This window comes from Actinoplanes sandaracinus (assembly GCF_030009775.1).
GTDB lineage: Bacteria > Actinomycetota > Actinomycetes > Mycobacteriales > Micromonosporaceae > Actinoplanes > Actinoplanes sandaracinus.
The window spans coordinates 325,555-346,898 of the sequence record NZ_JASCTH010000001.1 but is presented as its reverse complement, the minus strand read 5'-3'; the positions used below and the strand labels follow the sequence as shown (position 1 = coordinate 346,898).

At 71.1% G+C, this 21,344-nt stretch carries 18 protein-coding genes; 5 read left to right on the top strand and 13 right to left on the bottom strand.

Translation table 11 applies throughout. The features are described 5' to 3' along the window. Window positions 1–232: 232 nt before the first annotated feature. Complete coding sequence (locus QLQ12_RS01610; RefSeq protein WP_282756645.1) at window positions 233–694, bottom strand: peptidase associated/transthyretin-like domain-containing protein; 462 nt, start codon at window positions 692–694, stop codon at window positions 233–235. A gap of 132 nt (window positions 695–826) precedes the next feature. Between QLQ12_RS01610 and QLQ12_RS01605 the strand changes: the two genes are divergently transcribed. After that, complete coding sequence (locus QLQ12_RS01605; RefSeq protein WP_282756643.1) at window positions 827–1,270, top strand: hypothetical protein; 444 nt, start codon at window positions 827–829, stop codon at window positions 1,268–1,270. Continuing rightward, window positions 1,267–1,590, top strand: coding sequence for a transcriptional regulator (locus QLQ12_RS01600; protein ID WP_282756641.1), 324 nt, complete (start codon window positions 1,267–1,269; stop codon window positions 1,588–1,590). The genes QLQ12_RS01605 and QLQ12_RS01600 overlap by 4 nt, the downstream gene beginning before the upstream one ends. A 9-nt stretch (window positions 1,591–1,599) precedes the next feature. On the opposite strand, the gene QLQ12_RS01595 is transcribed toward QLQ12_RS01600, so the two are convergent. Further along, the gene (locus QLQ12_RS01595) at window positions 1,600–2,742 is read right to left on the bottom strand and encodes an oxidoreductase (protein ID WP_282756639.1); all 1,143 of its coding nucleotides are present in this window, start codon (window positions 2,740–2,742) and stop codon (window positions 1,600–1,602) included. 62 nt (window positions 2,743–2,804) lie between these two features. On the opposite strand from QLQ12_RS01595, the gene QLQ12_RS01590 reads away from it, so the two are divergent. Then, window positions 2,805–3,155 carry a MerR family transcriptional regulator gene (locus QLQ12_RS01590; protein WP_282756637.1) on the top strand — a complete coding sequence of 117 codons (351 nt, stop codon included), beginning with the start codon at window positions 2,805–2,807 and terminating at the stop codon, window positions 3,153–3,155. 129 nt (window positions 3,156–3,284) lie between these two features. Here the strand turns inward: QLQ12_RS01590 and QLQ12_RS01585 are convergent, their stop codons facing one another. From QLQ12_RS01585 to QLQ12_RS01535, 11 genes are read right to left on the bottom strand one after another with little or no spacing between them, the layout of a single operon-like run. Beyond that, window positions 3,285–5,183: a purple acid phosphatase family protein gene (locus tag QLQ12_RS01585; RefSeq protein ID WP_282756636.1), complete on the bottom strand. Its 1,899-nt coding sequence runs from the start codon at window positions 5,181–5,183 to the stop codon at window positions 3,285–3,287. Between the two features lie 24 nt (window positions 5,184–5,207). Then, window positions 5,208–6,221 carry a GNAT family protein gene (locus tag QLQ12_RS01580; RefSeq protein ID WP_282756634.1) on the bottom strand — a complete coding sequence of 338 codons (1,014 nt, stop codon included), beginning with the start codon at window positions 6,219–6,221 and terminating at the stop codon, window positions 5,208–5,210. A 20-nt stretch (window positions 6,222–6,241) separates the two neighbouring features. Further along, entirely contained in the window at window positions 6,242–7,471 is a 1,230-nt protein-coding gene (locus QLQ12_RS01575; RefSeq protein WP_282756633.1) for an FAD-dependent monooxygenase, read from the bottom strand. Window positions 7,472–7,481: 10 nt separating this feature from the next. Further along, window positions 7,482–8,498, bottom strand: a complete 1,017-nt coding sequence (locus QLQ12_RS01570) for a GNAT family N-acetyltransferase (RefSeq protein ID WP_282756631.1) — start codon at window positions 8,496–8,498, stop codon at window positions 7,482–7,484. 40 nt (window positions 8,499–8,538) lie between these two features. After that, window positions 8,539–9,669, bottom strand: a complete 1,131-nt coding sequence (locus QLQ12_RS01565; protein WP_282756630.1) for a hypothetical protein — start codon at window positions 9,667–9,669, stop codon at window positions 8,539–8,541. After that, window positions 9,666–10,859, bottom strand: coding sequence for an O-antigen ligase family protein (locus QLQ12_RS01560; RefSeq protein ID WP_282756628.1), 1,194 nt, complete (start codon window positions 10,857–10,859; stop codon window positions 9,666–9,668). Before QLQ12_RS01560 ends, QLQ12_RS01565 begins: the two co-directional genes overlap by 4 nt. After that, window positions 10,856–12,148 carry a lipopolysaccharide biosynthesis protein gene (locus QLQ12_RS01555; RefSeq protein WP_282756627.1) on the bottom strand — a complete coding sequence of 431 codons (1,293 nt, stop codon included), beginning with the start codon at window positions 12,146–12,148 and terminating at the stop codon, window positions 10,856–10,858. The genes QLQ12_RS01560 and QLQ12_RS01555 overlap by 4 nt, the downstream gene beginning before the upstream one ends. Further along, on the bottom strand, window positions 12,141–13,733 hold the full coding sequence (locus QLQ12_RS01550; protein ID WP_282756625.1) for a polysaccharide biosynthesis tyrosine autokinase: 1,593 nt from the start codon (window positions 13,731–13,733) through the stop codon (window positions 12,141–12,143). Before QLQ12_RS01550 ends, QLQ12_RS01555 begins: the two co-directional genes overlap by 8 nt. A 22-nt stretch (window positions 13,734–13,755) precedes the next feature. Beyond that, entirely contained in the window at window positions 13,756–14,988 is a 1,233-nt protein-coding gene (locus QLQ12_RS01545) for a glycosyltransferase family 4 protein (RefSeq protein WP_282756623.1), read from the bottom strand. A gap of 3 nt (window positions 14,989–14,991) precedes the next feature. Beyond that, a complete protein-coding gene (locus QLQ12_RS01540) occupies window positions 14,992–16,098 on the bottom strand; it encodes a DegT/DnrJ/EryC1/StrS family aminotransferase (protein ID WP_282756621.1) in 1,107 nt (368 codons plus the stop codon). Beyond that, complete coding sequence (locus tag QLQ12_RS01535) at window positions 16,091–16,855, bottom strand: polysaccharide deacetylase family protein (protein WP_282756619.1); 765 nt, start codon at window positions 16,853–16,855, stop codon at window positions 16,091–16,093. The genes QLQ12_RS01540 and QLQ12_RS01535 overlap by 8 nt, the downstream gene beginning before the upstream one ends. A gap of 227 nt (window positions 16,856–17,082) precedes the next feature. Between QLQ12_RS01535 and QLQ12_RS01530 the strand changes: the two genes are divergently transcribed. Beyond that, complete coding sequence (locus tag QLQ12_RS01530) at window positions 17,083–18,093, top strand: lipid II:glycine glycyltransferase FemX (protein ID WP_282756617.1); 1,011 nt, start codon at window positions 17,083–17,085, stop codon at window positions 18,091–18,093. A 354-nt stretch (window positions 18,094–18,447) separates the two neighbouring features. Next, window positions 18,448–21,213 (top strand): S8 family serine peptidase, encoded by a 2,766-nt coding sequence (locus tag QLQ12_RS01525; protein ID WP_282756615.1) that lies wholly within the window; start codon window positions 18,448–18,450, stop codon window positions 21,211–21,213. The last annotated feature ends 131 nt before the right edge of the window (window positions 21,214–21,344 follow it).

The following is a 21,344-nucleotide window of genomic DNA, read 5'->3' as shown; positions in this document are numbered from 1 at the left end:
GCGCCCCCCCCCCCGGGTGGGGGGGGGGCCCCCCCGCCCCCCCCCCCCCCCGGGGGCCCCCCGCCCATGTCAGGGAACGGTGATCGTCCGGGAGACGGATTCCGGCAACGCGATCTGCGAGGTCTTGCGGATCGGGCGCTCGCGCTGGTGGCCGCCGACAGCGACGAGTACACGTCGAAGTGGATGTGCGGCCACCGCCCGGCGTAACACCCGGGATAGATACTGGTGAACGTCACCGTGCCGGCCGAGTGGTGACCTGGATGCCGCGCAGGTAGTTCTGGGCCGTCACGCCCGAGGAGTGCAGCGAGTATCGTCCGGCCCGGTCGCAATGCCAGGCGTAGACCGCGGCGCCCACGGTCGGCGTGCGCGCCGCGTTGAGCGCGGTGAGCGAGAACCGCAGCGGCACACCCGGCGCAGTCGTCGTCGATGCGCCGAACGACGACCGGATGCCGTTGCGCACGATGCCGGAGAGCGCACGCACGTTGGGCCCGTTCGAGCCGTCGGCCGGGTACGGTCCGGCCGCCTCCGAGTCGACCTCGGCCGCGCACGCCGCGGTGGCCGGCTCGGCGGTGCCGCCGAGCAGGGCGCCACCGGCCGCGGCCAGAGCCCCGGCGCCACCGATCGCGGTCGGCATCCGCCGCCGGGACATCACGGGCAGGTCGTAGGCAAGGCCCTTGTCGTGCACTTCACGCACGAAGGCGTCGTTCGCCTCTTCCGGTCGGTGGGTCGACCGTCGCCTCCGTTGCCACATGTCTCTTGCCTCGGAGGAAAGAGTTGGAGTATCTTTCCTGTCAGGAAACATTTGCCCACGGGGAAGGTGTCCAGCATGGATGTTGACGAGGCCGCCAAGGCGCTCGCCGAGATTCAGCGACGAAACGAACAGACCCTGCGGCAGGGCACCCCTCGCCGCTTCCCCGCCTGGTACACGTATGGCTCCGCCGCCTCGCTGACAGTTGTCTGGGCGAGCGGGGACGTGAGCGGCTGGGCGGCGATCGCCATGATGGCCGCCGGTGTACTGGCGACCCTCGGGTTGGCCGTTCTCCTGGAGCGCATCACCGGCGTCCGGTTGCGGATGCGCGCCCTCCGGCTGGCCCCAATAGCGATCATCACTGGAGCCATGCTGGTCACCGCCATCGTCGTCGGGTCGGTGATGCGGCTGCTAGACGTGCCGGTGGCCAGCACCATCGGCGGCTTGGCGGGCGGGGTCGTGGCGGTCATCGGGATGGGCCGGGCACAGGCGGCCGCGGCCGACGTTCGGGGTCCGGAATGACCGGGGCTCGACCACCGGGCTTCAACGAGCTGTTGCACTGGCCGGTCCGGCTGTCCATCGTCTCGCTGCTCGCTCCGGCGGCGCATGTCGAGTTCAGCTATCTGCGTGAGGCGACCGGGCTGAGTGACTCGGCGCTGAGCAAGCAGCTGACCAGCCTGCAGGAGGCCGGATACGTCGAGGTCCGCCGCACCGGCCGCCGTGCCACCGCCCGGCTCACCAGTGCCGGCCGGCGCGCCCTGAGCGAACACGCCCACGCGTTGCGGGCCCTGCTGGGCGAGGCGCTGAACGCCGCGCCGGTGGACGACACGCTTCAGAAGTAGGCGGTCCGCTCAGAAGTAGACGTCCTCGTCGGACTTGTCGTAGTCGCGGATCTCGGCGAGGCGGTTCTCGGCGACCAGGCGGACCCAGGCCGGGTTGCCGAGGAGGATGCGGCCCAGCGCGACCAGGTCGAACTCGCCGGCGGTCAGGCCGCCGACCAGGCGTGACATCGCGGGCGAGCTGGCGAAGCCGCTGGTCAGGCCGACCGAGCCGACGGTGATCGACGGAAGGCCGGTCAGCTTCTTGGCCCAGCCTGCCAGGTTGAGCTCCGAGCCGGGGAAGGCCGGTTCCCAGAAGCGGCGTTGGGAGGCGTGGAAGACGTCGGCGCCCGCGGCGACGAGCACCTCGAGAATCTCGGCGAGTTCGCTGGGAGAGCCGGCGATGCGGGCGTCGTAGGCACGTTCTTTGAACTGTGAAAAGCGGACGATAATCGGGATCGAGGCCGGCAGCGACGCGCGGACCGCGCGGATGACCTCGGCAGGGAAGGCGGCGCGTCGGGACGGGCTGCCGCCGAAGGCGTCGGTGCGGCGGTTGGTCGCCGGCCAGAGGAACTCGTCGAGCAGGTAGCCGTGTGCCGCGTGAATCTCGACGGCGTCGAAGCCGGCACGGGCCGCGACCACGGCGGACTCGGCGAACGCCGCCACGATGGTGTCGATGTCCGCGGTGGACATGGTCGACGGGGTCCAGGACCCGATGCCGTCGATCGCGCGGCGTTCGCTGCCGAGGTGCCAGAGCTGTGCGGTGATCCGGCCGCCGGCCGCGTGGACCTCCGAGGTGACCCGTCGCCATCCGGCCTCGGCGGCGCCGGCGGTCATCCGGGGGACGGTGGTCTCATGGCTCGCGGTGGGATGGCCGACCAGGGTGCCCTCGGTGATGATCAGTCCGACGCCGTTCTCGGCGCGGCGCCGGTAGTAGGCGGCGACCTCGGGTGTGGGCACGCCGCCGGGGGAGCGGAAGCGGGTCATCGGCGCCATCACGAAGCGGTTCGGCAGGGCGAGCCCGGCGAGGCTGACCGGGCTGGTCGCAAGCGCCAGGCCCGCCGGAACGACAGAGCCACCGGCGGCAATGAGGGAGCCGTCGGCGGTACCCGCGGGCATGTCGGCGGGAGGGAGGGTCCGGTCGCGGGACTCGGGTGGAAGGCTTGTCGTCGTCATGCGGCCACGCTAAAACTTGACACTGATGTCAGGGTCAAGGCCACGTGACGAGGGAGACAGGCATGCGGATCGGTGACCTCAGCGCCGCGACGGGCGCCAGCGCGCGGTCGCTGCGCTACTACGAGGAGCAGGGACTCCTGACGAGCGAGCGGGGTACCGGCGGCCAGCGCCACTATCCACTCGCGGCGGTCGAGCGGGTTGCCCTGATCAGGACGCTGCTCGCCGCCGGGCTGTCCACCGGCACGATCCGTGACGTCCTGCCGTGTGTGGCCGATGAGGAGATCCGCACGCCGTGGCTGGCTGCCCGGCTCGCCGAGGAGTTACGGCGGATCGAGGCGCAGATGGCCGACCTGCGCCACACCCACGACATCCTCGCCGGCTTGGTCGACCGTTACGCGGTCAAAGCCGCCTGACGGACCGCCGACGCACCTGGAAGCGGTGGCCATCGGGAGCGGCGGTCCCGGGCTGGCGGCCTGGGAGCGGTGGCCTGAGCAATGACGGTCGGGAATGGCGGTCGCGGGCGGCGGCCTGGGAGCGGTGGTCTAAAAGGACGCCGCCGTCTGGCCGTCGGTGAGGACGCCGCGGCCCGCGGTGCGGGTCAGCGTGATCCGGTCGATCTCGGTGTGCTTCTGCTTGCTTCCCGGCAGCGCGTCGGCGAGAGTTCGCACCGTCAGCGTGGTCGGCTGCCCCGGCGCGGCCGGCACCACGTCGACGGCCAGGAACGCGTACGCGTCGTACCTGACCTGCGACCAGTCCACGGACTCCGGCACCCGCTTGCCCTTGCCGCCGGGCTTTGCGCCGGCGGCCGACCACACGTAACTGTTCGCCACGGTCTCGGTGCTGTTCTCGGGCTTCACCGGCTTGTGACCGCGGTACCGCTCGCCCTCGGGGAGGGCCTGGGCTCCGCGCGGCGTCACGCCGGCCGGTGCGGGCGCCTCCGGGCCGGGCGCCGGCCGGAACGGGTAGCGGGGCCGCCCGCCCGAGCCGGCGCAGATGTAGGTCACCCCGTCGTCGGCGGGCCGGATGGTGGAGCCGTCCGGCGCGGGCCTGGTCTTCTTCCCGAACCGGATCGGGTCGGTGCGCTCGAACTGATGGTTGTGCCCCTGCACGGCCAGGTCGACCCGGTAACGGGAGAAGAGCGGGTCGAGTGCGTCGCGCACCCCGCCGTCGGAGGCGTGGTTGTGCGAGGTCGCGTACGCGCAGTGGTGGAAGAACGCGACGATGAAGTCGACCGCCGTCTTGGAGCGCCATTCCCGCAGCACCGACTCCAGCCAGCGCACCTGTTCGCCACCGGAGTACCCGGTGTTGGTCCGCAACTCGGCGGACAGCTCGTTGGCGTCGAGCGAGATGAATCCGACGTTGGCGTAGGTGAATCGGTACACCGACGGGCAGGAGCGCGGCCCGTTGCCGGGCATGTCGAGGCGGGTGAGGTGGCCGCCGTACCCGTGGGTGCCGTGAATGGGTTCCATGTCGTGGTTGCCGGTGGCGAACATCCACGGGACGAACGCCGCCTGTGGTTCGATCTGGTCGAGGAAGACGTCCCAGACGTACGGGTTGAACATGCTCCGCCCGGGTGGCGCGGTCCGGGACATTGCCATCGTGTCGTCGGCGGGCAGGCCGTTGCCGGTCGGGTTGGCGTAGCAGATGTCCCCGGCGAGCAGGGTGAACGCCGGGTTCTGGGTGCCCATCAGGTTGACCTGGGTGAGAGCCGGCCACGGGTCGGTCCCGTTGGCCCCGGCGACCGGGTCGGTGCTGATGTAGGAGTTGTTGTCGAAGACGCCGGCCGGCCAGGTGCCGCCGGCCTTGCGCACCACGGCCGGCTGCTGGTGCCAGGCGTACCGCGGGTCGGTGGGCGCGGTGTGCGTGCCGACGTCGGCGAACGCGGTGAACGTGAACGGCCCGGCGGCCGCCCGGCCGGGCGCGGCGGTGAAGTGCGCGTCGCCGGTGACCGTGCCGTCGGAGAGCCGGATCCGGTAGTGGTGCACCGCCCCCGGCGTCAGCCGGTCGAGCACCGCTTTGACGTAGAACTGGCTGCACACCGGCCCGCCCGCGATGGCGTCGGAACCGCTGAGGTGCCGGATCTCGGCGTCGAACCGGGTGCCGTAGTCGCCCGGCTTCGTGCCCACCTCGACGGTGGCGCGCAGCTTCTTGGGGAGGCTGCCGGTGCGGCTCACCAGCTGCGCGGTCACCGCCATCGCGGGCCGGGGCACACCGTCTTTCGCGGGCACGAACGACAGGTGCCGCCCCGAGACGACCACTCCGGCCTGGCCGGCCTGGCCGCCGGCGGCCGCGAACGCCGCGTCGGCGAGACGGAACTGGGCGTACGCCAGCCCGCCGGCGCCGGCGGTGACCGCTTGCAGCGCCGAGCGGCGGCTGATCCGGCGACGGCTCAGCAACTGGGTGTTCCGTTCGGCGTACTCGTCCACGGTGCCAGGGGTCATACCGGACATCATCCCGCAAAACGCCTAGCGGTATGGCGGAAATCGGCCCTCCAGCATCTCCGTCGTCGGTGTCCCGCACAGCTTCTCGAAGGCGACCGGATCGGTGACGACCCGCCACGTGTGGAAGTCCTGCCGCCCCGCCGCGAACGCCGCCTTGTACCGGAACAGTGAGTCGTCGGCGCCGCCCAGCCCGCCGCCGATGTGGTGGACCAGGTTCCCGCGCTCGCGCCCCCACAGTCGGACCTCGTGGTAGAGCAGCTTGTCCGCCCACCAGATCTTACCGTCCCGAGTGGACTGCAGATGCGTCTGCATGATCCGGCGGTACGCGAAGAACAGGTTGCCGCCCAGCACCTCCGCGTCCCGCACCGCGACCGCCAGATGGACGTGCCCGGCGAGCGCCGCCCGCAACCGGTGGAAGTGGTCGGCGTCGAAGAAGTAGAACCCGGTCGCCCCGACCCGCTTCATCGTCGCGTGATAGGTGTCCACCCACTCGTCGAGCAGGTCCCAGTCGTCGAAGACGATCCGTACCCCGGCCCGTTTCGCCTTGTTGATCTGGTTGCGATGGGTGCGGTGGGTGTCCTGCCACAGTTGCTCCGGCGTGAGCGTCAGATCCGCCGACACCGTCTCGCCGTGGTGCACGACGGCGCCGGCCTCGACCAGCGCTCCGGCCGGCGCGGGCAGCAGCGGGTGCAGGCGGGCGAAGACCGAGATCACGTCATGGGTACGCAGCAGCGCCGTCATGTGCCGAACAGCCCGCGTCCAGAACGCCGTCCCGGATGCCGGAACGTCACTGACCGGACCGGGATACCCATAGGGGGAGACCGCGTCCCGCAGCCCGGTCCCGGGAACCGGCCGCAGCACCAGAGGAAGCAGGAACACCTGGCCCATCTCGTCGTAGCGAAACGCGGCCGGGGTTCCTCCGGACAGCCGGGCGTCGAGTGTCACGTACTCCGGCAGGTGATAGACGTCGTGGTGGACGCGCCGTAAGGCGTCCGCCCACGCCGGGTCGCCGGGTTCGAGCAGGGCGCCTTCGGTCATCGGTCATCCCTTCAGTTGGATCACGCGGTGTGGGGGATCGCCTGTGCCGTGCCCATCGGGGTCGTCTCGGTCCGGCGCCGGGCCCGGCTCGACCGGCGCGCCTGCAGAGTCCACCGCAGCAACATCCGCGGGATCGTGCTCTGCGTCGCCATGTGCAGCGCATAACGCCAGGCCGGATACTCGCCCCGCCGGTTCGACAGCGCGTAGGAGAAACGCCTGGCCGGCAGGTGGGCGTACTCCGGCATGTGCTCGAACCAGGCGCTGCTCGCCCGTGCCGCGCGTTGCAGCGGAGCCAGCGCCGCCTTGCGGCGATGCTCGTAGCGTTCCAGGGCCACCGGTAGATCGTCGCCCGAGGCGACCGCGTCCGCCAGAGCCATCGCGTCCTGTATCGCCAGCTTGGTGCCGGAGCCGATCGCGAAGTGGGTGGTGTGCGCCGAGTCGCCCATCAGCACCACGTTGCCGTGGTCCCAGCGCTGCGCGGTGACCCGCCGGAAGTTCAGCCAGCCGGTGCCGCCGACCTCGGCCCGGTGATCGATCAGGGGCGCGCCGTCCAGATGCGACGCGAAGATCGCCTGCAGTTTCAGCGCCCCGCTGCGAGCGTCGAGCCGGTCGAACTCCAGCGCCTCCCAGGTCGCCGGGGTGCACTCGACGATGAACGTGCTGGTGTGCGCGTCGAACGGGTAGGCGTGGAACCAGATCCAGCCGGCCGGGGTCTGCTCGAACCCGAAGGTGAAGGTGTCGAACACCTTCGGCGTGCCCAGCCAGATGTACTTGTTGCGGGCCGTCTCCACCTCGGCGCCGAAGTGTTCGGCGTGCGCGTCGCGGATCCGGCTGCGCGCCCCGTCGCATGCCACCACCAGGTCGGACGGCGGCAGATCGGCGAGGTCGGCCACCTCGTCGGAGTACTCGATGCGCACGCCGACCTCGGCTGCCCGCTCGGCCAGGATCTGCAGCAGCCGGTGCCGGCCCAGGCTGAAGCCGTACCCGGCCAGGTGGGTGACCGGCTTTCCGGTGGCGCGCACCTCGTACTCGTCCCACTTGTAGGCGGCGTCCCAGATCCGCCGCGCGCTGACCGGGTCGTACCTGAACAGGTCGTCGAGCAGGTCGTCCCAGAACACCACGCCCCAGCCCCAGGTGACGCCGGCCGGGTTGCGTTCCAGCACGGTCACGTCGTTCGACGGGTCGGCGAGCTTGGCCAGCGTCGCGAAGTACAGGCCGGCGGGGCCGCCGCCGACACAGGTGATCCGCATGGCGTACTCCTCAGCGGTAGGACGGGAAGGTGGCGGTCAGGTCGGCCGGGTCGGCCTCCGGGCGGCGCTCGCGCACCAGCCGCTCGTAGGCGGGCGGGTCGGCGACCACCCGCCAGGTGTGGAACGGGTGCCGGCTCGGCGAGAACCCCGCCTTGTACGAGAACAGCGAGTCGTTGGCTCCGCCCTTGCCGCCGCCCAGGTGGAACACCTCGGCGCCCCGGTTCTTGCACCAGCGCCGCACCTGGTCGTAGAGCAGCTCGTCGGCGTACCGCTTCGGCGCGCGGCGGGTGGACGACACGTACCCGGTGGCGATCCCGTCGTACTCGAAGAAGGTGTTGCCGCCGACCACCTCGTCGCCCTCCAGGGCGACCGCGAGGTGCATGCGGTCGCCGACCGCGTCGTGCAGCGCCGCGAGGTGTTCCCGGGTGAAGAAGTAGTACGACGTCGCACCGACCCGTCGCATGTTGTCGTGGTAGACCTCGACCCACTCACCGAGCCGGTCCCAGTCGTCGAACACGATGGTGGTGCCGGCCCGCTTCGCCCGGTTGATGTGGTTGCGGTGGTCGCTGCGGGTCTGCTTCCACATCTCGTCCTCCGAGACGGTCAGGTCCATCGACACGGTCTCGCCGTGATGGACCAGCGCGCCCTGCCCGGCAAGGACCGGCGAGGGGGCGCTGAACAGCGGATGCATCCGCACGAACGCGGAGACGACGCCCTCGTCACGTAGCGTCCGGACGAACGCCGCGCAGGCCGCCTCCCAGAAGACGGCGTCGTCCGAGGAACTGACCGGGCCGGGGTAGCCGTACGGTGAGATCGCGTCCTGGAGATCCGAATCCGGGATCTCCCGCAGGATGAGCGGGATCAGCAACCGTCGCCCACCCTGCTCGAAATGGAAGGCGGCGGGCGTGCCGCCGTACAACCGGGCGTCGAGGACGACGTAGTCCGGCACGTGATACATGTCGTGCCCGACGTGCTGGAGAGTCTCCTTCCACTCCCGTGCCGCCGGATCCAGCAGCGTTGCCGTCATCTCGCATGTCTCCTTCCGCGCTGCGACGGTCCCGGCCCGCCTAGGGGCGCAGGAGCCGGGCGTTGAGCGCCATGTTCGCGGCGAACTGATCGTTCACCACCTGGTGTTTCTCCAGCCGCAGTTGCACGGCCGGGTCGTAGCGGCCCAATTTCACGAAACCGTCGGACCACCAGCCGTTGTCGGCGCCGGTGCCGTCGACGAACTTGCGATAGGTCGTGTCACCCGGCCAGATCACCTTGGTGAGCAGGGCGGAGAACGCCGCCATGTCGGTGTCCGACCATCCCTGGCCACGATCACGGGCCTCCACCACATAGGTGATGACCGCGTTGCCGTGCCCCACGTCCTGTCCGGGCCGTTTCGCCGACTCCCAGACGTCGCTCCAGAACCACGCGGTCGGCTCCGCCGGGTTGCGGCGCAACTGCCCGCGCAGCCGGCTGCTGATCTCGTCGACGACCGCGTTGCAGCGCGCTTTGCGGGCCTGGTCGGCGGTGAGGTGGGCGAGGTTCATCGCGATCAGCGCCCAGTGCGACGCCATGTGGGTGCGCTCGCGGTAGATGTTGTCGCCGGCGCCGCGCGAGTACCACTTGTCGAAGACGTCCGTCTCGGCGAAGGCGAGCAGCCTGGCATAGCGGTCCTGGTAGCCGGGATCCTTGAGGTCCTTCATGGCCACGAGCAGGGTGGTGCCGTACCGCCAGAGGTAGCTCTCGTAGAGCGGCACCTCGTTGCCGCCCTCGCCGGACTTGCTCGACGGCCAGCCCCGGAAGCGGTCCTTGAACGAGCTGTCCTTCAGCGAGGTGGACGGGACCGCGGCGGCGGCCACGTTCTCCATCCAGGTCAGGGCCCGGTCCAGGTACCGGTTCTGGCCGGTTGCGCGGAACATGGCCGTGCACGCGTCGACGTCGTACGCCAGGTCGTAGTGGTCCCGGCTGTCCTTGGACCGGCTCAGCGGGGTGGCGTTGGAGTCGGCGAAGTCCCAGCTCTTCATGAAGACGCCGGTCCAGTACTCCACCGTCCTGATCCGGGCGGCGTCCTCGACCGCCGGCGGGGCGGCCGGCACCGGCTCGCGGACCTCGGGAACGTCGTCGGCGGTGCCGCGGACGGCGTGCAGCCCGGCCGCGGCGGCCGCCACCGCGCCGCCGATCCCGGCGACCAGTACCGTGCGCCGCTTCACCGGGCCACCGCCAGTTCCTTCGAGACGGCCGGCGCCCGCACCGACGCGGAGGCGGCGGCCAGCGCGGCGAACATCCACGCCAGCCGGGAGTCGTAGTAGTCGCCGGAGAACAGACCGCTCAGCGCCACGAAGACGGCCGCCGCCACGGCCAGGCCGGTGGCCTGGGGACGGACGCCGCCGCCCCGCACGATCCTGGTCCACAGCACGATCGAGGCGGTGAGCAGGCCGAGCCCGGCCAGCCCGCCCTCGGCGGCGACCGCGAGCACATAGTTGTGCGGGTACTCGACGGCCTGGTTCACCCCGATCAGGCCGTAGAAGCCGTCGAGGCCGGAGCCGCCGATCGGATGGTCGGCGAAAAGCTGAAGGGCGGCCATCCAGATGTCGGTACGCCCGGAGAGATATTGTTCCTGCACGGTCTGTTCAACGAACCGCTCCTGGAACAGGTCGGTGAACGCCGGCGGGGCGAAGGCCCAGATCGCGCCCACCGCGACGACCGACACCACCGCGGCGGCGACGATCGCCCCGGCACGCAGCCGGTGCCGCAGCTTCAGCAGGGCCGCGAAACCGACAACCGCACCGGCCACCAGGGTTCCCCGCGAGCCGGACAGCACCGTGGCCAGCAGGAAGAGCGGGATCACCAGCAGCGGCAGGACCCGGCCGGTCAGCATGAACAGGGCGACCGCGCTGATCACCCCGAGCACCTCGATCCGGGCGAACACGTTCGGCCCGCCGCCGAACGCCGAGTAACGGCCCTGCTCACCGGGACCGCTGATGAAGATCGCGGCCAGGGCGTAGACGATCGCGGTGATGAACAACAGATGGAACGTGAAGCGGGTGACGGTTTCCGGATCGCCGATCGAGTACTGGTAGAAGGCGATCACCAGCACGCCCAGCAGCACCAGGTCGAGAGTCTGCGGACCGATCCGCGCGGCCGGCGGCGCCCACAGCGCCGACGCGATCTGGAACAGGAAGAACAGCAGAGCCGCCAGCAGCCAGCCCTCTCGCGGCCGGGTGAGGGAACGCGGCCGGTACGAGGCGTCGACGGCCAGCGCCACCAGGGCGACGACGAGGCCGATCACCCGCAGGTCGACCCAGGCCAGGTCCAGCAGCCCGGCCCGGTCCAGCGTGTACCGGCCGCCGATCGCGACCAGGATCAGCAGCAGGCCGGGAGCCAGGAACGCGCGGTTCACCTGGCTCTCACGATCCGGGTGGCCACCATCGCGAAGACGAGGCAGGCCCCGTAACCGGCGAGCGACCCGTAAGCGGCGCCGAGTATCCCGAGCCGGGGGATGAGCAGCAGGTAGACGGCGAAGCTCACCACGAAACCGGTGATCTCGGCGGCCGACACCAGGCCGCCGTGGCCCTTGGCGATCAGCAGGCCCAGGCTGATCCGGGACACCGCGTAGAGGCCGGCCGCGACCACCAGCGGCAGCACGACCACCTTGGCGTCCGCGTACTCGTGGCCGAACAGCGGCTCGACCAGCAGATACAGGCCACCGGCCACGAGCGGGACGACGACCAGCACGTAGACGGCGGCCACCACCAGGATCGGCGACGCTTTCAGGCCGCCGTCGTTGTGCGAGGCCCGCCACCTGCCGAGACGGGAGTCGGCGTAGGCGCGGACCGGCCATGCCAGCAGCTCGGTCATCGTGGCCACCGCGGTGTAGTGGCCCAGGGCCGCGGTCGACGCGAGGGCCGGGATGACCAGCCGGTCCACCCGCAGCATCGCCATGTTGGACAGCGCGGCCGGGAAGAGCGACAGACCCTCCCGCCGCACCTGACGGTTCTGTGCCGGGCCGGCCGGGCTCGAACCCGCCGGGACCGGCAGCCGCAGCCAGATGATCAGGTAGATCACCGTCGGCGTGGCCCCGGCGAACAGGTAGGCCAGGAACCACATCTCCGGCCGTGCCGCTCCGGTGACATAGAGACCGACCAGCATGCCGAGCAGCAGCAGCGCCTCGATCACCCGGGCCAGCAGGAAGTCCCGGACCCGGCCCACCGCGATCGCGATCGACCGGGTGGCCAGGCTGATCGCCTCGATCAGCGCGAACCAGGCGAGCATCGCGACGATCACCGGGCCCGGCGTCAGGCGGTCCGGCGCCGCCACCTGCCAGATCACCGCGCCGGCGAGAAACAGCACGCACGGTACGGCGAGCAGCCGGGCGTACGCGCGGACGGCCGGCGCCGGTGACACGTTGTGGTAGCTCGCGACGAAGCTGCGCTCGGTGCCGAGCAGCAGCACCTGGGTGGCCAGGTAGACCACCTGGAGCATCAGCGCGACCTCACCACGATGAGTGGGGCTGAGCGAGCGGACCATCAGGATGTTCGCGGCCATCGCCACCACACCGGTCAGCACCTGCGAGGCGAGCAACTGGACGGACGGCTCGCGCACCACCTTCCCGGCGAGGGCGAACGGGTCGCCCCGCCGTGGCGGTCCGACCTCACCGGCCTCCGTGCCGCCGACTCGCAGTTCACTCACCGCGCCGCTGCTCCTCGTCGGTTCCGGCGGGCGCGGTCTCCGCGACATCCTCGTCCTCGCCGCTACGCTGTGCCGGCACCTTGTCCTCGGCCTTCTCCGCACCCGCGGGCTCGCCGGGGTCGTGCGCCTCGATGTCCGGGGCGATCACCCGGGCCCGGCCGCGAGCCGGCCCGACCACCGGCAGCGAGACGAAGGTGTCGTCCATGCGGGCGGTGGGCTGATCAGGGGCCAACCCGAAGATCAGATCGGGGCTGTCCACTCCGGTGCTCATCTCGGCCGGGCCGTGCCAGGAGCCGTTGGCCGGCAGTTTGCGCGGCAGCGCGTTCAGCACCGCTCCGGCCAGCTTGGCCCCGACCCGCTGGAGCAGGTCGATCGACTTCTCCACGTCCGCCGCCCGGGTCCGCCCGGCCCGGACCACGAGCAGTGCGCTGTCGGTGACCTGCCCGAGCACGGCCGCGTCGGCGACCCCGTTCAGGGCCGGCGAGTCCACCAGCACTATGTCGTAGCGTTCGGTCAGCGTGCGGACGGTGGCGCCCAGCCGGGGCGAGGCCAGCAACTCGCCGGGGTCCGGCGCGTGTTCGCCGGCCGGCAGCACGGTGACCCGGCCGCCGAGCGAGTCCTGCAGCACGTCCGGCACTCTGGCCGTGCCGGCCAGCACCTCGGCCAGGCCGGGCGAGGTGTCCAGGGACAGGTAACGCCCGATTCCCGGCGTGCGCATGTTCGCGTCCACCAGCACGACCCGTGCGCCCGTCTCGGCCATCGCGATGGCCAGGCCGCAGGTGACGGCCGTGGTGCCCTCCTTGCGGCTCGCCCCGGTGAGCAGCACCGACCGGCCGCGGCCCGACCGGGCGGCGGCCTGCGGCTCGCCCAGCACCGGCAGCAGGCTGCGCAGCCGCCGGAACGCCTCGGCGAGCGCCTGGTCGGGGTGCCCGGAGCGGGACCGGCCGCCGATCGAGATCGCGCCGACCGCTTCCAGCCCGAGGCGGCGCAGGTCGTCCTCCTCGCCGACGGTGCGCCCGGTGGCCTCCTTGACCGCGACGGCGGCCGCGCCCAGGAGCAGCCCCAGCACGGCGGCGAATCCGGTGTTGCGGGCCAGGTTGTCCGGTTCGGCGACGGTGACCGCGTCCTGCACGATGGAGACCGCCGGGGGAGGGCCGTCGTCCGGGTCGGCGGGCGCGCCGATCTGGCGGGCCAGCCCGACCAGGACCGACGCGGCGGTGGTGACGATCTGCCGGCTGCGTTCGGCGGACGGGTCGGTCGCCGAGATCTCCAGCAGGTCGGTGCCCTCGCGCATCTGCGCGGACAGGCTCTTGCGCACTTCTTCTCCGGTGATGTCCGGGCCCATCCGGTCGACCACGGCCTGCGCCACCCGCGGCCCGGTGAGCAGCGCGATGTACGAGTTGAGCCGTCGCGCCCCGGCATCCGGATCCCCGGTGCCGGAGCTCACGAAGAGCACCATCGACGACTTGTGACCCGGTGCGCCGGCCAGGGTCAGGCCGGCCGCGACGACGGTCGCCACCAGCACCGGCACCACGAGCCAGAGCCATCGGCGGCGGCACGCCCGCACATAGGCACGCAGTTCCACGCTGACTTCCCCCGATTTGTTGTCAGAGACGGGCGGGCTGGGTGTCCAGCCGGGCCGACCGGTTCAGCACGGCTTCGAACCTCTCGAAGAGCAGGTCGCGGGAGAACTGCTCCACGGCCAGCCGGTGCGCGGCGTCCCGGGCCTGTTTCAGCCACAGCTCGTCACGCAGGTGCCGGGCCAGTTCGAGCCCGGCGGTGTCGGTGTCGACCGGGTCGAGGACCAGGCCCGCCCCGGTCTCGCGCAGCAGGTCGGCCTGCCATCCGCCGTAGTTGATGGCGATCGGCCGGGACGCGGCGAGGGCGTCGAAGAACTTGTTGGCCGAGTTGTCCCACAGCCCGCGGACCGGCCGGACCGTGCTGCTCGACATGGTGGCCGCGCCGAGGATCACCGGAAGCTCCGACTTGGGGACCTTCTCCCACATGTGCACCACGCTGCCGAGCAGCCCGAGGCCGGCGGCGAGCGCCGACGTCTGCTCCCACTCCTTGCCGTGCCCGACGATCAGCAACCGAAGGTCAGGGTCGACCGTCGCGGCCGTGTGTATGGCCCGGACCAGGTATTCCACGCCGTTGACCACGCCCAGCGCGCCGGTGTAGACCAGTAGTGGCCGGTCGCCGAGCCAGTCGTGGGAGTCCCGGAACCGCCGGACCTCCTCGGGATCGACGGCGAACAGGTCGAGGTCGGCGGCGTTCGGGATGACCGTGGTCGGGGTTCCCGGGCGGCGGGCGGCGACGCCGGCGGCCATGCCGGGGGAGAGAGCGATCACCTCGGAGGCGTTGCGGTAGGCGAAGTTCGCCAGGCCGCCGGCCAGTCTGCGGGCGATCGGGTTGCGCAGCGCGCCCAGTTCGATCGGCACCTCGGGCCACAGATCGCGGACCTCGAAGACGAACGGGGCCCGGCGCAGCTTCGCGGCGAACACGCCGGGCACCGCGACGGTCAGCGGGGTGCTGGTGGCGAAGACCAGGTCGGCCTTCAGCCTGGCGGCCTTCACCCCGGCCAGCACCATGAACTCGGCGAAGGCGCGCAGCCGGCGGGCGTACGACATGTTGTTGTTGTAGGGGACCCGGAACCAGTGGACGGTCACCCCGTCCTCCACCGTCGTCCGCCAGCCGAGCTCGCGGGTGCCCGGGGTGATGTCGGTGGTGATCACGTCGACGGTGTGGCCCCGCGCGACCAGCCGGCGGGCCTGCTCGTAGGAGCGGATTCCGCCGGCCATGCCTGGATTGCAGTAGTACTGATGGATGTAGACGACGCGCACGTCTCAGCCCTCCCGAATCGCGTCCACGACGCGTTTCCGGTCGTGTTCGGTCAGAGCGGATCCACTGGGCAGGCACACCCCGCGGCGGAACAGGTCGGCCGACACGTCGCCGCCGCGCATCACGCAGTCGGCGAAGACGGGCTGCAGGTGCATCGGTTTCCAGGCGGGGCGGGCCTCGATGTTCTTCGCGTTGAGCGCGGCGAGCAGGCGGTCCCGGTCGCCGTCCACGAGCGCGCAGGTCAGCCAGTAGTTGGGGGCGCCGTAGTCGGCGATCGGCATGAACGTCATGCCGTCGAGTTCGGATCGGTAGTACTCGAAGGTGGCCTTCCGGGCCGCGATCATCTGCTCCAGCCGCTGCACCTGGCCCCGGCCGACCGCGGCCAGCAGGTTGCTGAGCCGGTAGTTGTAGCCGACCGTGCGGTGCTCGTAGTGCGGGACCGGCTCGCGGGCCTGCGTGGACAGGTGCCGGGTCTGCTTGGCGACCCGGCTGTCGTCGGTGAGGAGCATGCCGCCGCCCCCCGTGGTGATGATCTTGTTGCCGTTGAAGGAGAGCACCCCGGCCAGGCCGAACGACCCGGCCGCCCGGCCCCGGTAGGTGGCGCCCAGGGCCTCGGCGGCGTCCTCGATCAGCGCCACGCCGTACCGGTCGCAGGCGTCGAGCAGGGGGTCGTAGTCGGCGCACTGGCCGTACATGTCCACGGCGATCACCGCGCGCGGCAGGGCGCCGCGCTCGGCTCGCGCCCGCAGTTCCTCGGCGACCAGGGCCGGGTCGACGTTCCAGCTGTCCGGGGTGCTGTCCAGGAAGACCGGCCGGGCGCCCAGGTAGACCACCGCGTTCGCGGTCGCGGCGAAGGTGAACGACGGCACCAGCACGGTGTCGCCACGCCGCACCCCCGCCGCGATCAGGGCCAGGTGCAGGGCCGCCGTGCCGCTGCTCAGCGCCACCGCGTGCCGCACACCGACCAGCTCCGCCACCTGAGCCTCGAAGGCGTCCAGGTCGGGGCCGACCGGGGCCACCCAGTTCGAGTCGAAGGCGGCCAGCAGCAGCTTGCGCTCCAGATCGCCGACGTCCGGCGGGGAGAGCCAGATGCGCGCGTCGGTGTCAGTCATGGACCCGGGTCCTCACTGCCATGATCGGCCAGGCCGGGTGCAGCCCCTGCCGGTGGATGAACATCGGGGAGTCGCCCGGGTGCATGGCCGGGCGCAGGGTGGTGGAGAAGCTGCGGTAGCCGGCGTCGCGGGCGCACCGGACGTCCCGCTCGTGGAAGTCGACCGCGGGGTGGCCGTACGGCGCCGCGAAGTCCCGGATCTCCACCTGCAGCTGGTCCTCGATCTCCTGTTTGGAGCCGGTGATCTCCCGGGCCGCGGTCTCGTCGTCCTGGTCGGCGAGCCGGTGGTGGGTGACCGTGTGCGACCCGAAGTCGAAGCCGGCCGCCACCAGGCCCCGGCAGTCGTGCCAGGTCAGGTTGCCCGGCTGCCCGACCATCCCGGAGGTCAGGAAGAACATCGCCGGAACCTTCATCTCCAGCAGCACCGGGGCGGCCACGTCCCGCCAGGACAGGTGTGCGTCGTCGAAGGACAGGCAGAAGACCGGCCCGGTGAGCGGGCGCTCACCAGCCAGGATCGCGAGCGCCTCGGCCCAGGAGACCATCGGGCCGACCCGCTGCAGGGCGCGCAGATGGCGGCGCAGATCGCCGGCGTACTCCGGCAGGACGTCGTGGTAGAAGGGGAAGTAGAGGCCGGGAGCGGTGGGAAGCCTGCGCCGGAGCCCGGCCGGCGCCAGGATCCGGCCCTGAAGCCGGGGACGGGCGCGCAACCGGCTGCGCAGCCCCATCTCGTTCAGGCGTCGTTTGATCGCCGTCTGCATGCGACCGGCACCCTCCCGCTCGTCCGACAGGCCGGGGCCACGGTGCTTCGCCCCGCGGCTCACACCAACCTTTGCAAATGCGTGACGGGTGTGGCAGTAGCAATTGTCATAAGGAACGCGAGTATTATTCGCGTCAATTAAGAATAGCCCGATCGGCTCCTTGCGGAATGCGCTTAGGGTTGAGCATCATCGTGCCCGCCGGGCCACAATTCGATCGGGGACCCCTCATGCTGCGACTGCACCGGGTGGAACCGGACGCCGCCCTCCGGGCGGACCGGGCCACCTACCCGGATCGACTGATCTTTCACACTCCCGAGTGGCTGAACTTCGTCGCCGAGTGTCAGAACGCCGAGCCGCTGCTCGCCACGGTCACCGACTCGGGTCAGGTGGTCGGCCACTTCACGGGTCTGCTGACCAGGCGGTTCGGTATGCGCATCCTGGGCAGCCCGATGGCCGGGTGGACCACCTCGTACGTCGGCTTCAATCTGCGGCCCGGGGTGTCCCGCCGCGCCGCGCTGGAAGCCCTGATCCCGTTCGCCTTCGGCGAGGCCGGCGCCGCTCACCTGGAGATCCGCGACCGTGGCCTGGTGCCCGCCGATCTGACCGGGCTGGGACTGCGCTGGGACGACGCCCCGACCGCCGTGATCGATCTGAATCCGCCCGAGGACGCGCTCTTCGGCGCGATGGCGAGCGCGTGCCGCCGGAACATCCGGAAGGCCGCGAAGTCGGGGGTCACCGTCGAGGAGGTGACCCCCGGTCCCGCATTCGCCGACGAATTCTACGATCAATTGCGGGACGTATTCGCCAAACAGAATCTGGTACCCACCTATTCAGTGGAAAGGGTTCGGTCGTTGATCCGTCACATCGGCCCGGCCGGCAATCTCCTCCTGCTGCGCGCCCGTGACGCCGAGGGGCGCGGCATCGCCACCGCGGTCCTGCCCTGGTACCACCGCACGATGTACTTCTGGGGCGGCGCGAGTTACCGCGAGCACCAGCACCTGCGCCCCAACGAGACGCTCATCTGGCACGCCCTGCGATGGGCCCGGGAGCGCGGCGTCACCGAGTTCGACTTCGTCGGCGGCAACGCCTACAAGACCAAGTACGGCACCACCGAGGTCGCGGTGCCGTGGGCGCGACGGTCGCGGTCACCGCTGGTCGCCCATCTGCGGGACGCCGCCAAACAGGGTTTCGCCTTCAAGCAGCGCACCGTCGCCCGGTTCACCAGCGCCGCCAAGTGAGCGTGCAAGCTCCTGAAACATTCACAACTTCTTGCCGAAATATTGGGTGCGCGGTCCCGGCCTGAATCGACGGCCGGGATGTTCGCCATTCGCGTCTGGGCGCGCTTTACGCACTCGGGACATTCGCCCCCTTCAGGCTTTCCACCTGCGGAGCCCGGTACGGATCGCCGATATTGTCACGCCCCTGAAACATATGAAAGATCTGCAAGAACTTGCACAAAGAGAAGGAGATAAATAGCGTTCAGTTCCGTGGTCCGGCCGGCCCATGTCCTCGCCAGAGCTGTCGAGGTGAACTCCGTCGCGGCGGAGTGACCCGAGCAACCCGAACCGTGGAACGACCGGAGGAAGACCCCCATGAGGCAGGACCCGAGCGGACTCAGGCGGCGCGGATCAGCCGCCCTGACGGCCCTCGCACTCGCACTGTCCACTCTGCTGAGCGCGCCCGCGGTGGCGGCCGAGCCCACTGGCGACCCGAAGATCGACGACGCGGTGACCGCGGCCGTGGAAGGCGGGCGCGAAGCCTCCTTCTGGGTGCTGCTGCGCGGCGAGACCGACCTCGCCCCGGCGGCGAAGGCGAAGGGCAAGGCCCGCGCCAAGGCGGTTCATCAGGCCGCGCGAGACAGCGCCTCCCGCAGCCAGCAGGGCTTGCGCAAACTTCTGACCAGCCGCAAGGCCGACTTCACGACGTTCTGGATCGCCGACACGATCAAAGTGACCGGTGACGCGAAGCTGCTCGCCGAGGTGGCGAAACGGCCCGAGGTCAAGGCGGTGCTGCCGGACACCCCGGTCACCCTGCCGGCGCCGGCGGCCGGCGCGGTGCGGGCCGCCGTCGACGCCGTCGAGTGGAACGTGGACCGGATCGGCGCGCCCCGGCTGTGGAACGAACGCGGCAGCCGAGGCCAGGGCATCGTGATCGCCAATATCGACACCGGTGTGCAGTTCGACCACCCGGCGCTGGCCGCGAACTACCGCGGGCGGCAGGCGGACGGCAGCGTCTCGCACGACTACCACTGGTTCGACCCGGCGCGGATCTGCGCCGACGCGAACCCGTGCGACAACAACGGCCACGGCACGCACACCATGGGCACCATGGCCGGCGCCGAGGGCATCGGCGTCGCGCCGGGCGCCACCTGGATCGCGGCGAAGGGCTGCGAGTCCAACTCCTGCTCGGTGGAGGCGCTGCTCGCGGCCGGGCAGTGGATCGTCGCGCCGACCGACCGCAACGGACAGAACCCGCGGCCGGAGCTGGCGCCGGACATCGTGAACAACTCGTGGGGCGGCGCGCCCGGCTTCGACCCGTGGTACTCCGACGTGGTCCGGTCCTGGGTGGCGGCGGGCATCTTCCCGGCGTTCTCCAACGGCAACGCCGGCCCCGGCTGCAACACCTCGGGCACGCCGGGGTCGTACACCGACACCTACGCGTCCGGCGCGACCGACGTCAACGACGTGATCGCCCCGTTCTCCAGCCGCGGCACCGGGCAGGCCGGCGGCGTCAAGCCGGACATCACGGCGCCGGGCGTGGACGTGCGGTCCAGCATCCCGGGCGGGTACGCCTCCTTCAGCGGCACCTCGATGGCCTCCCCGCACACCGCGGCGGCCGTGGCGCTGATCTGGTCCGCGGCGCCCTCGCTGCGCCGGGACATCACCGCCACCAGGGAGATCCTGGACGCGACGGCGATCGACACGTCCGACACCAGCTGCGGCGGGACGGCAGACGACAACAACGTGTTCGGGCAGGGTCGGCTGGACGCGTACGCCGCCGTGCAGTCGGCGGTGAGCCCGGCCGGAAGCCTCACCGGAACGGTGCGCGCGGATGGTGTGCCCCTCGGTGGGGTGGCCGTGTCGGTGACCGGAGCCGCGTCGCGGACGGTGACCACCGCCGCCGACGGCGCCTACCGCTTCGCCCGCCTGCCGGCCGGCGCCTACCGGGTCCGGGTGGCCGCCTTCGGTTACGACACGTTCGAGACCGACGTGACCGTCACCGCGGGCGCCGGCGCCGTGCTCGACGCGGCATTGACGGCCAGCAACTCCGGGATCATCACCGGCCAGGTCACCGGCGCGGGCGCGGCGTTGCCGGGAGTGACGGTGGCGCTGACCGGAACCCCGGTGTCGGTCACCACCGGTGCGGACGGCCGTTTCCGGCTGGCGGCGCCGACCGGCGCCTACGAGCTCACCGCACGCCCGCTCGGCGGCTGCTTCGCCGCCGAGACCCGCTCACTCACCGTCAGCCGTGACGTCACCCTCGACCTCGCGTTGCGGCAGATCACGGACGGGTACGGGTACGCCTGCGCCCCCGCGACCGAGGCCTACCGTGCCGGAACCGAGCGGCTGGCGCTCAGCGGCGACGACGCGCACACCGAGGTGACGCTGCCGTTCGCGGTGCCGCTCTACGGCGTCGCCCGCGACCGCGCCTGGATCAGCACCAACGGGGTGATCGGTTTCGCGAGCCCGACCAGTGCCTACCAGAACACGGCCCTGCCGAACAGCGCGGAACCCAACGACGCGTTCTACGCCTTCTGGGACGACCTGGTCGTCGACGAGGAGGCCGGCGTCTGGACCTCGGCCGGCGCGGACACCTTCGTGGTGGAGTGGCGCAACGTGCGGTTCTTCGGGTACGGCGGACGGATCTCGATCAGTGCGATCCTGCACTCCGACGGCACCGTCACCTACCGATACCAGGATCTGTCCGGAGATCGGGCGCCCGGCCTCGGCGCCACCATCGGTCTGGAGAACGCGGCGGGAACGGCCGGACTCGCCTACTCGGTCGATGCCGCCGCGGTGACCGAAGGGCTGGGCGTGACCTTCCGGTCCGGCCCCGCGAACCGGATCGCGGCGACCTTCAACGTCACCGCCGAGACCTGGTTCGGCCAGAACGTGTTCGTCGCCGGCAACCTGCCCGAACTGGGCGCCTGGGACCCGGCGCGGGCCGTCGCCCTCGGCGCCGCCGGCTATCCGGTGTGGTCGGGCGGTGTGACCCTGCCGCCGAACACGGCCGTCGAGTTCAAGTACCTGAAGAAGGATCCGGACGGGACGGTCACCTGGGAGCCGGGCGCCAACCGCACCACGGTGACTCCGCCGTCCGGCACCTACATCACGCACGACACGTTCGGGGCGCACTGATCCCCGGGGGGTACTGACCCTCGGCTCCGCAGGTCAGTCGTGGCCATCCCGTCCGGCAACGGGGTGGCCACCCCTGCCGGTGATTGTCAGGGGTCCATCGCCGGTTATACGTTTCTGGAAGCACTCGGAAA

Coding starts and splice junctions, on each gene's coding strand:
- QLQ12_RS01605 (WP_282756643.1), top strand. CDS start 827: ATGGATGTTGACGAGGCCGCCAAGGCGCTCGCCGAGATTCAGCGACGA.
- QLQ12_RS01600 (WP_282756641.1), top strand. CDS start 1,267: ATGACCGGGGCTCGACCACCGGGCTTCAACGAGCTGTTGCACTGGCCG.
- QLQ12_RS01595 (WP_282756639.1), bottom strand. CDS start 2,742: ATGACGACGACAAGCCTTCCACCCGAGTCCCGCGACCGGACCCTCCCT.
- QLQ12_RS01590 (WP_282756637.1), top strand. CDS start 2,805: ATGCGGATCGGTGACCTCAGCGCCGCGACGGGCGCCAGCGCGCGGTCG.
- QLQ12_RS01585 (WP_282756636.1), bottom strand. CDS start 5,183: ATGACCCCTGGCACCGTGGACGAGTACGCCGAACGGAACACCCAGTTG.
- QLQ12_RS01580 (WP_282756634.1), bottom strand. CDS start 6,221: ATGACCGAAGGCGCCCTGCTCGAACCCGGCGACCCGGCGTGGGCGGAC.
- QLQ12_RS01575 (WP_282756633.1), bottom strand. CDS start 7,471: ATGCGGATCACCTGTGTCGGCGGCGGCCCCGCCGGCCTGTACTTCGCG.
- QLQ12_RS01570 (WP_282756631.1), bottom strand. CDS start 8,498: ATGACGGCAACGCTGCTGGATCCGGCGGCACGGGAGTGGAAGGAGACT.
- QLQ12_RS01540 (WP_282756621.1), bottom strand. CDS start 16,098: ATGACTGACACCGACGCGCGCATCTGGCTCTCCCCGCCGGACGTCGGC.
- QLQ12_RS01535 (WP_282756619.1), bottom strand. CDS start 16,855: ATGCAGACGGCGATCAAACGACGCCTGAACGAGATGGGGCTGCGCAGC.
- QLQ12_RS01530 (WP_282756617.1), top strand. CDS start 17,083: ATGCTGCGACTGCACCGGGTGGAACCGGACGCCGCCCTCCGGGCGGAC.
- QLQ12_RS01525 (WP_282756615.1), top strand. CDS start 18,448: ATGAGGCAGGACCCGAGCGGACTCAGGCGGCGCGGATCAGCCGCCCTG.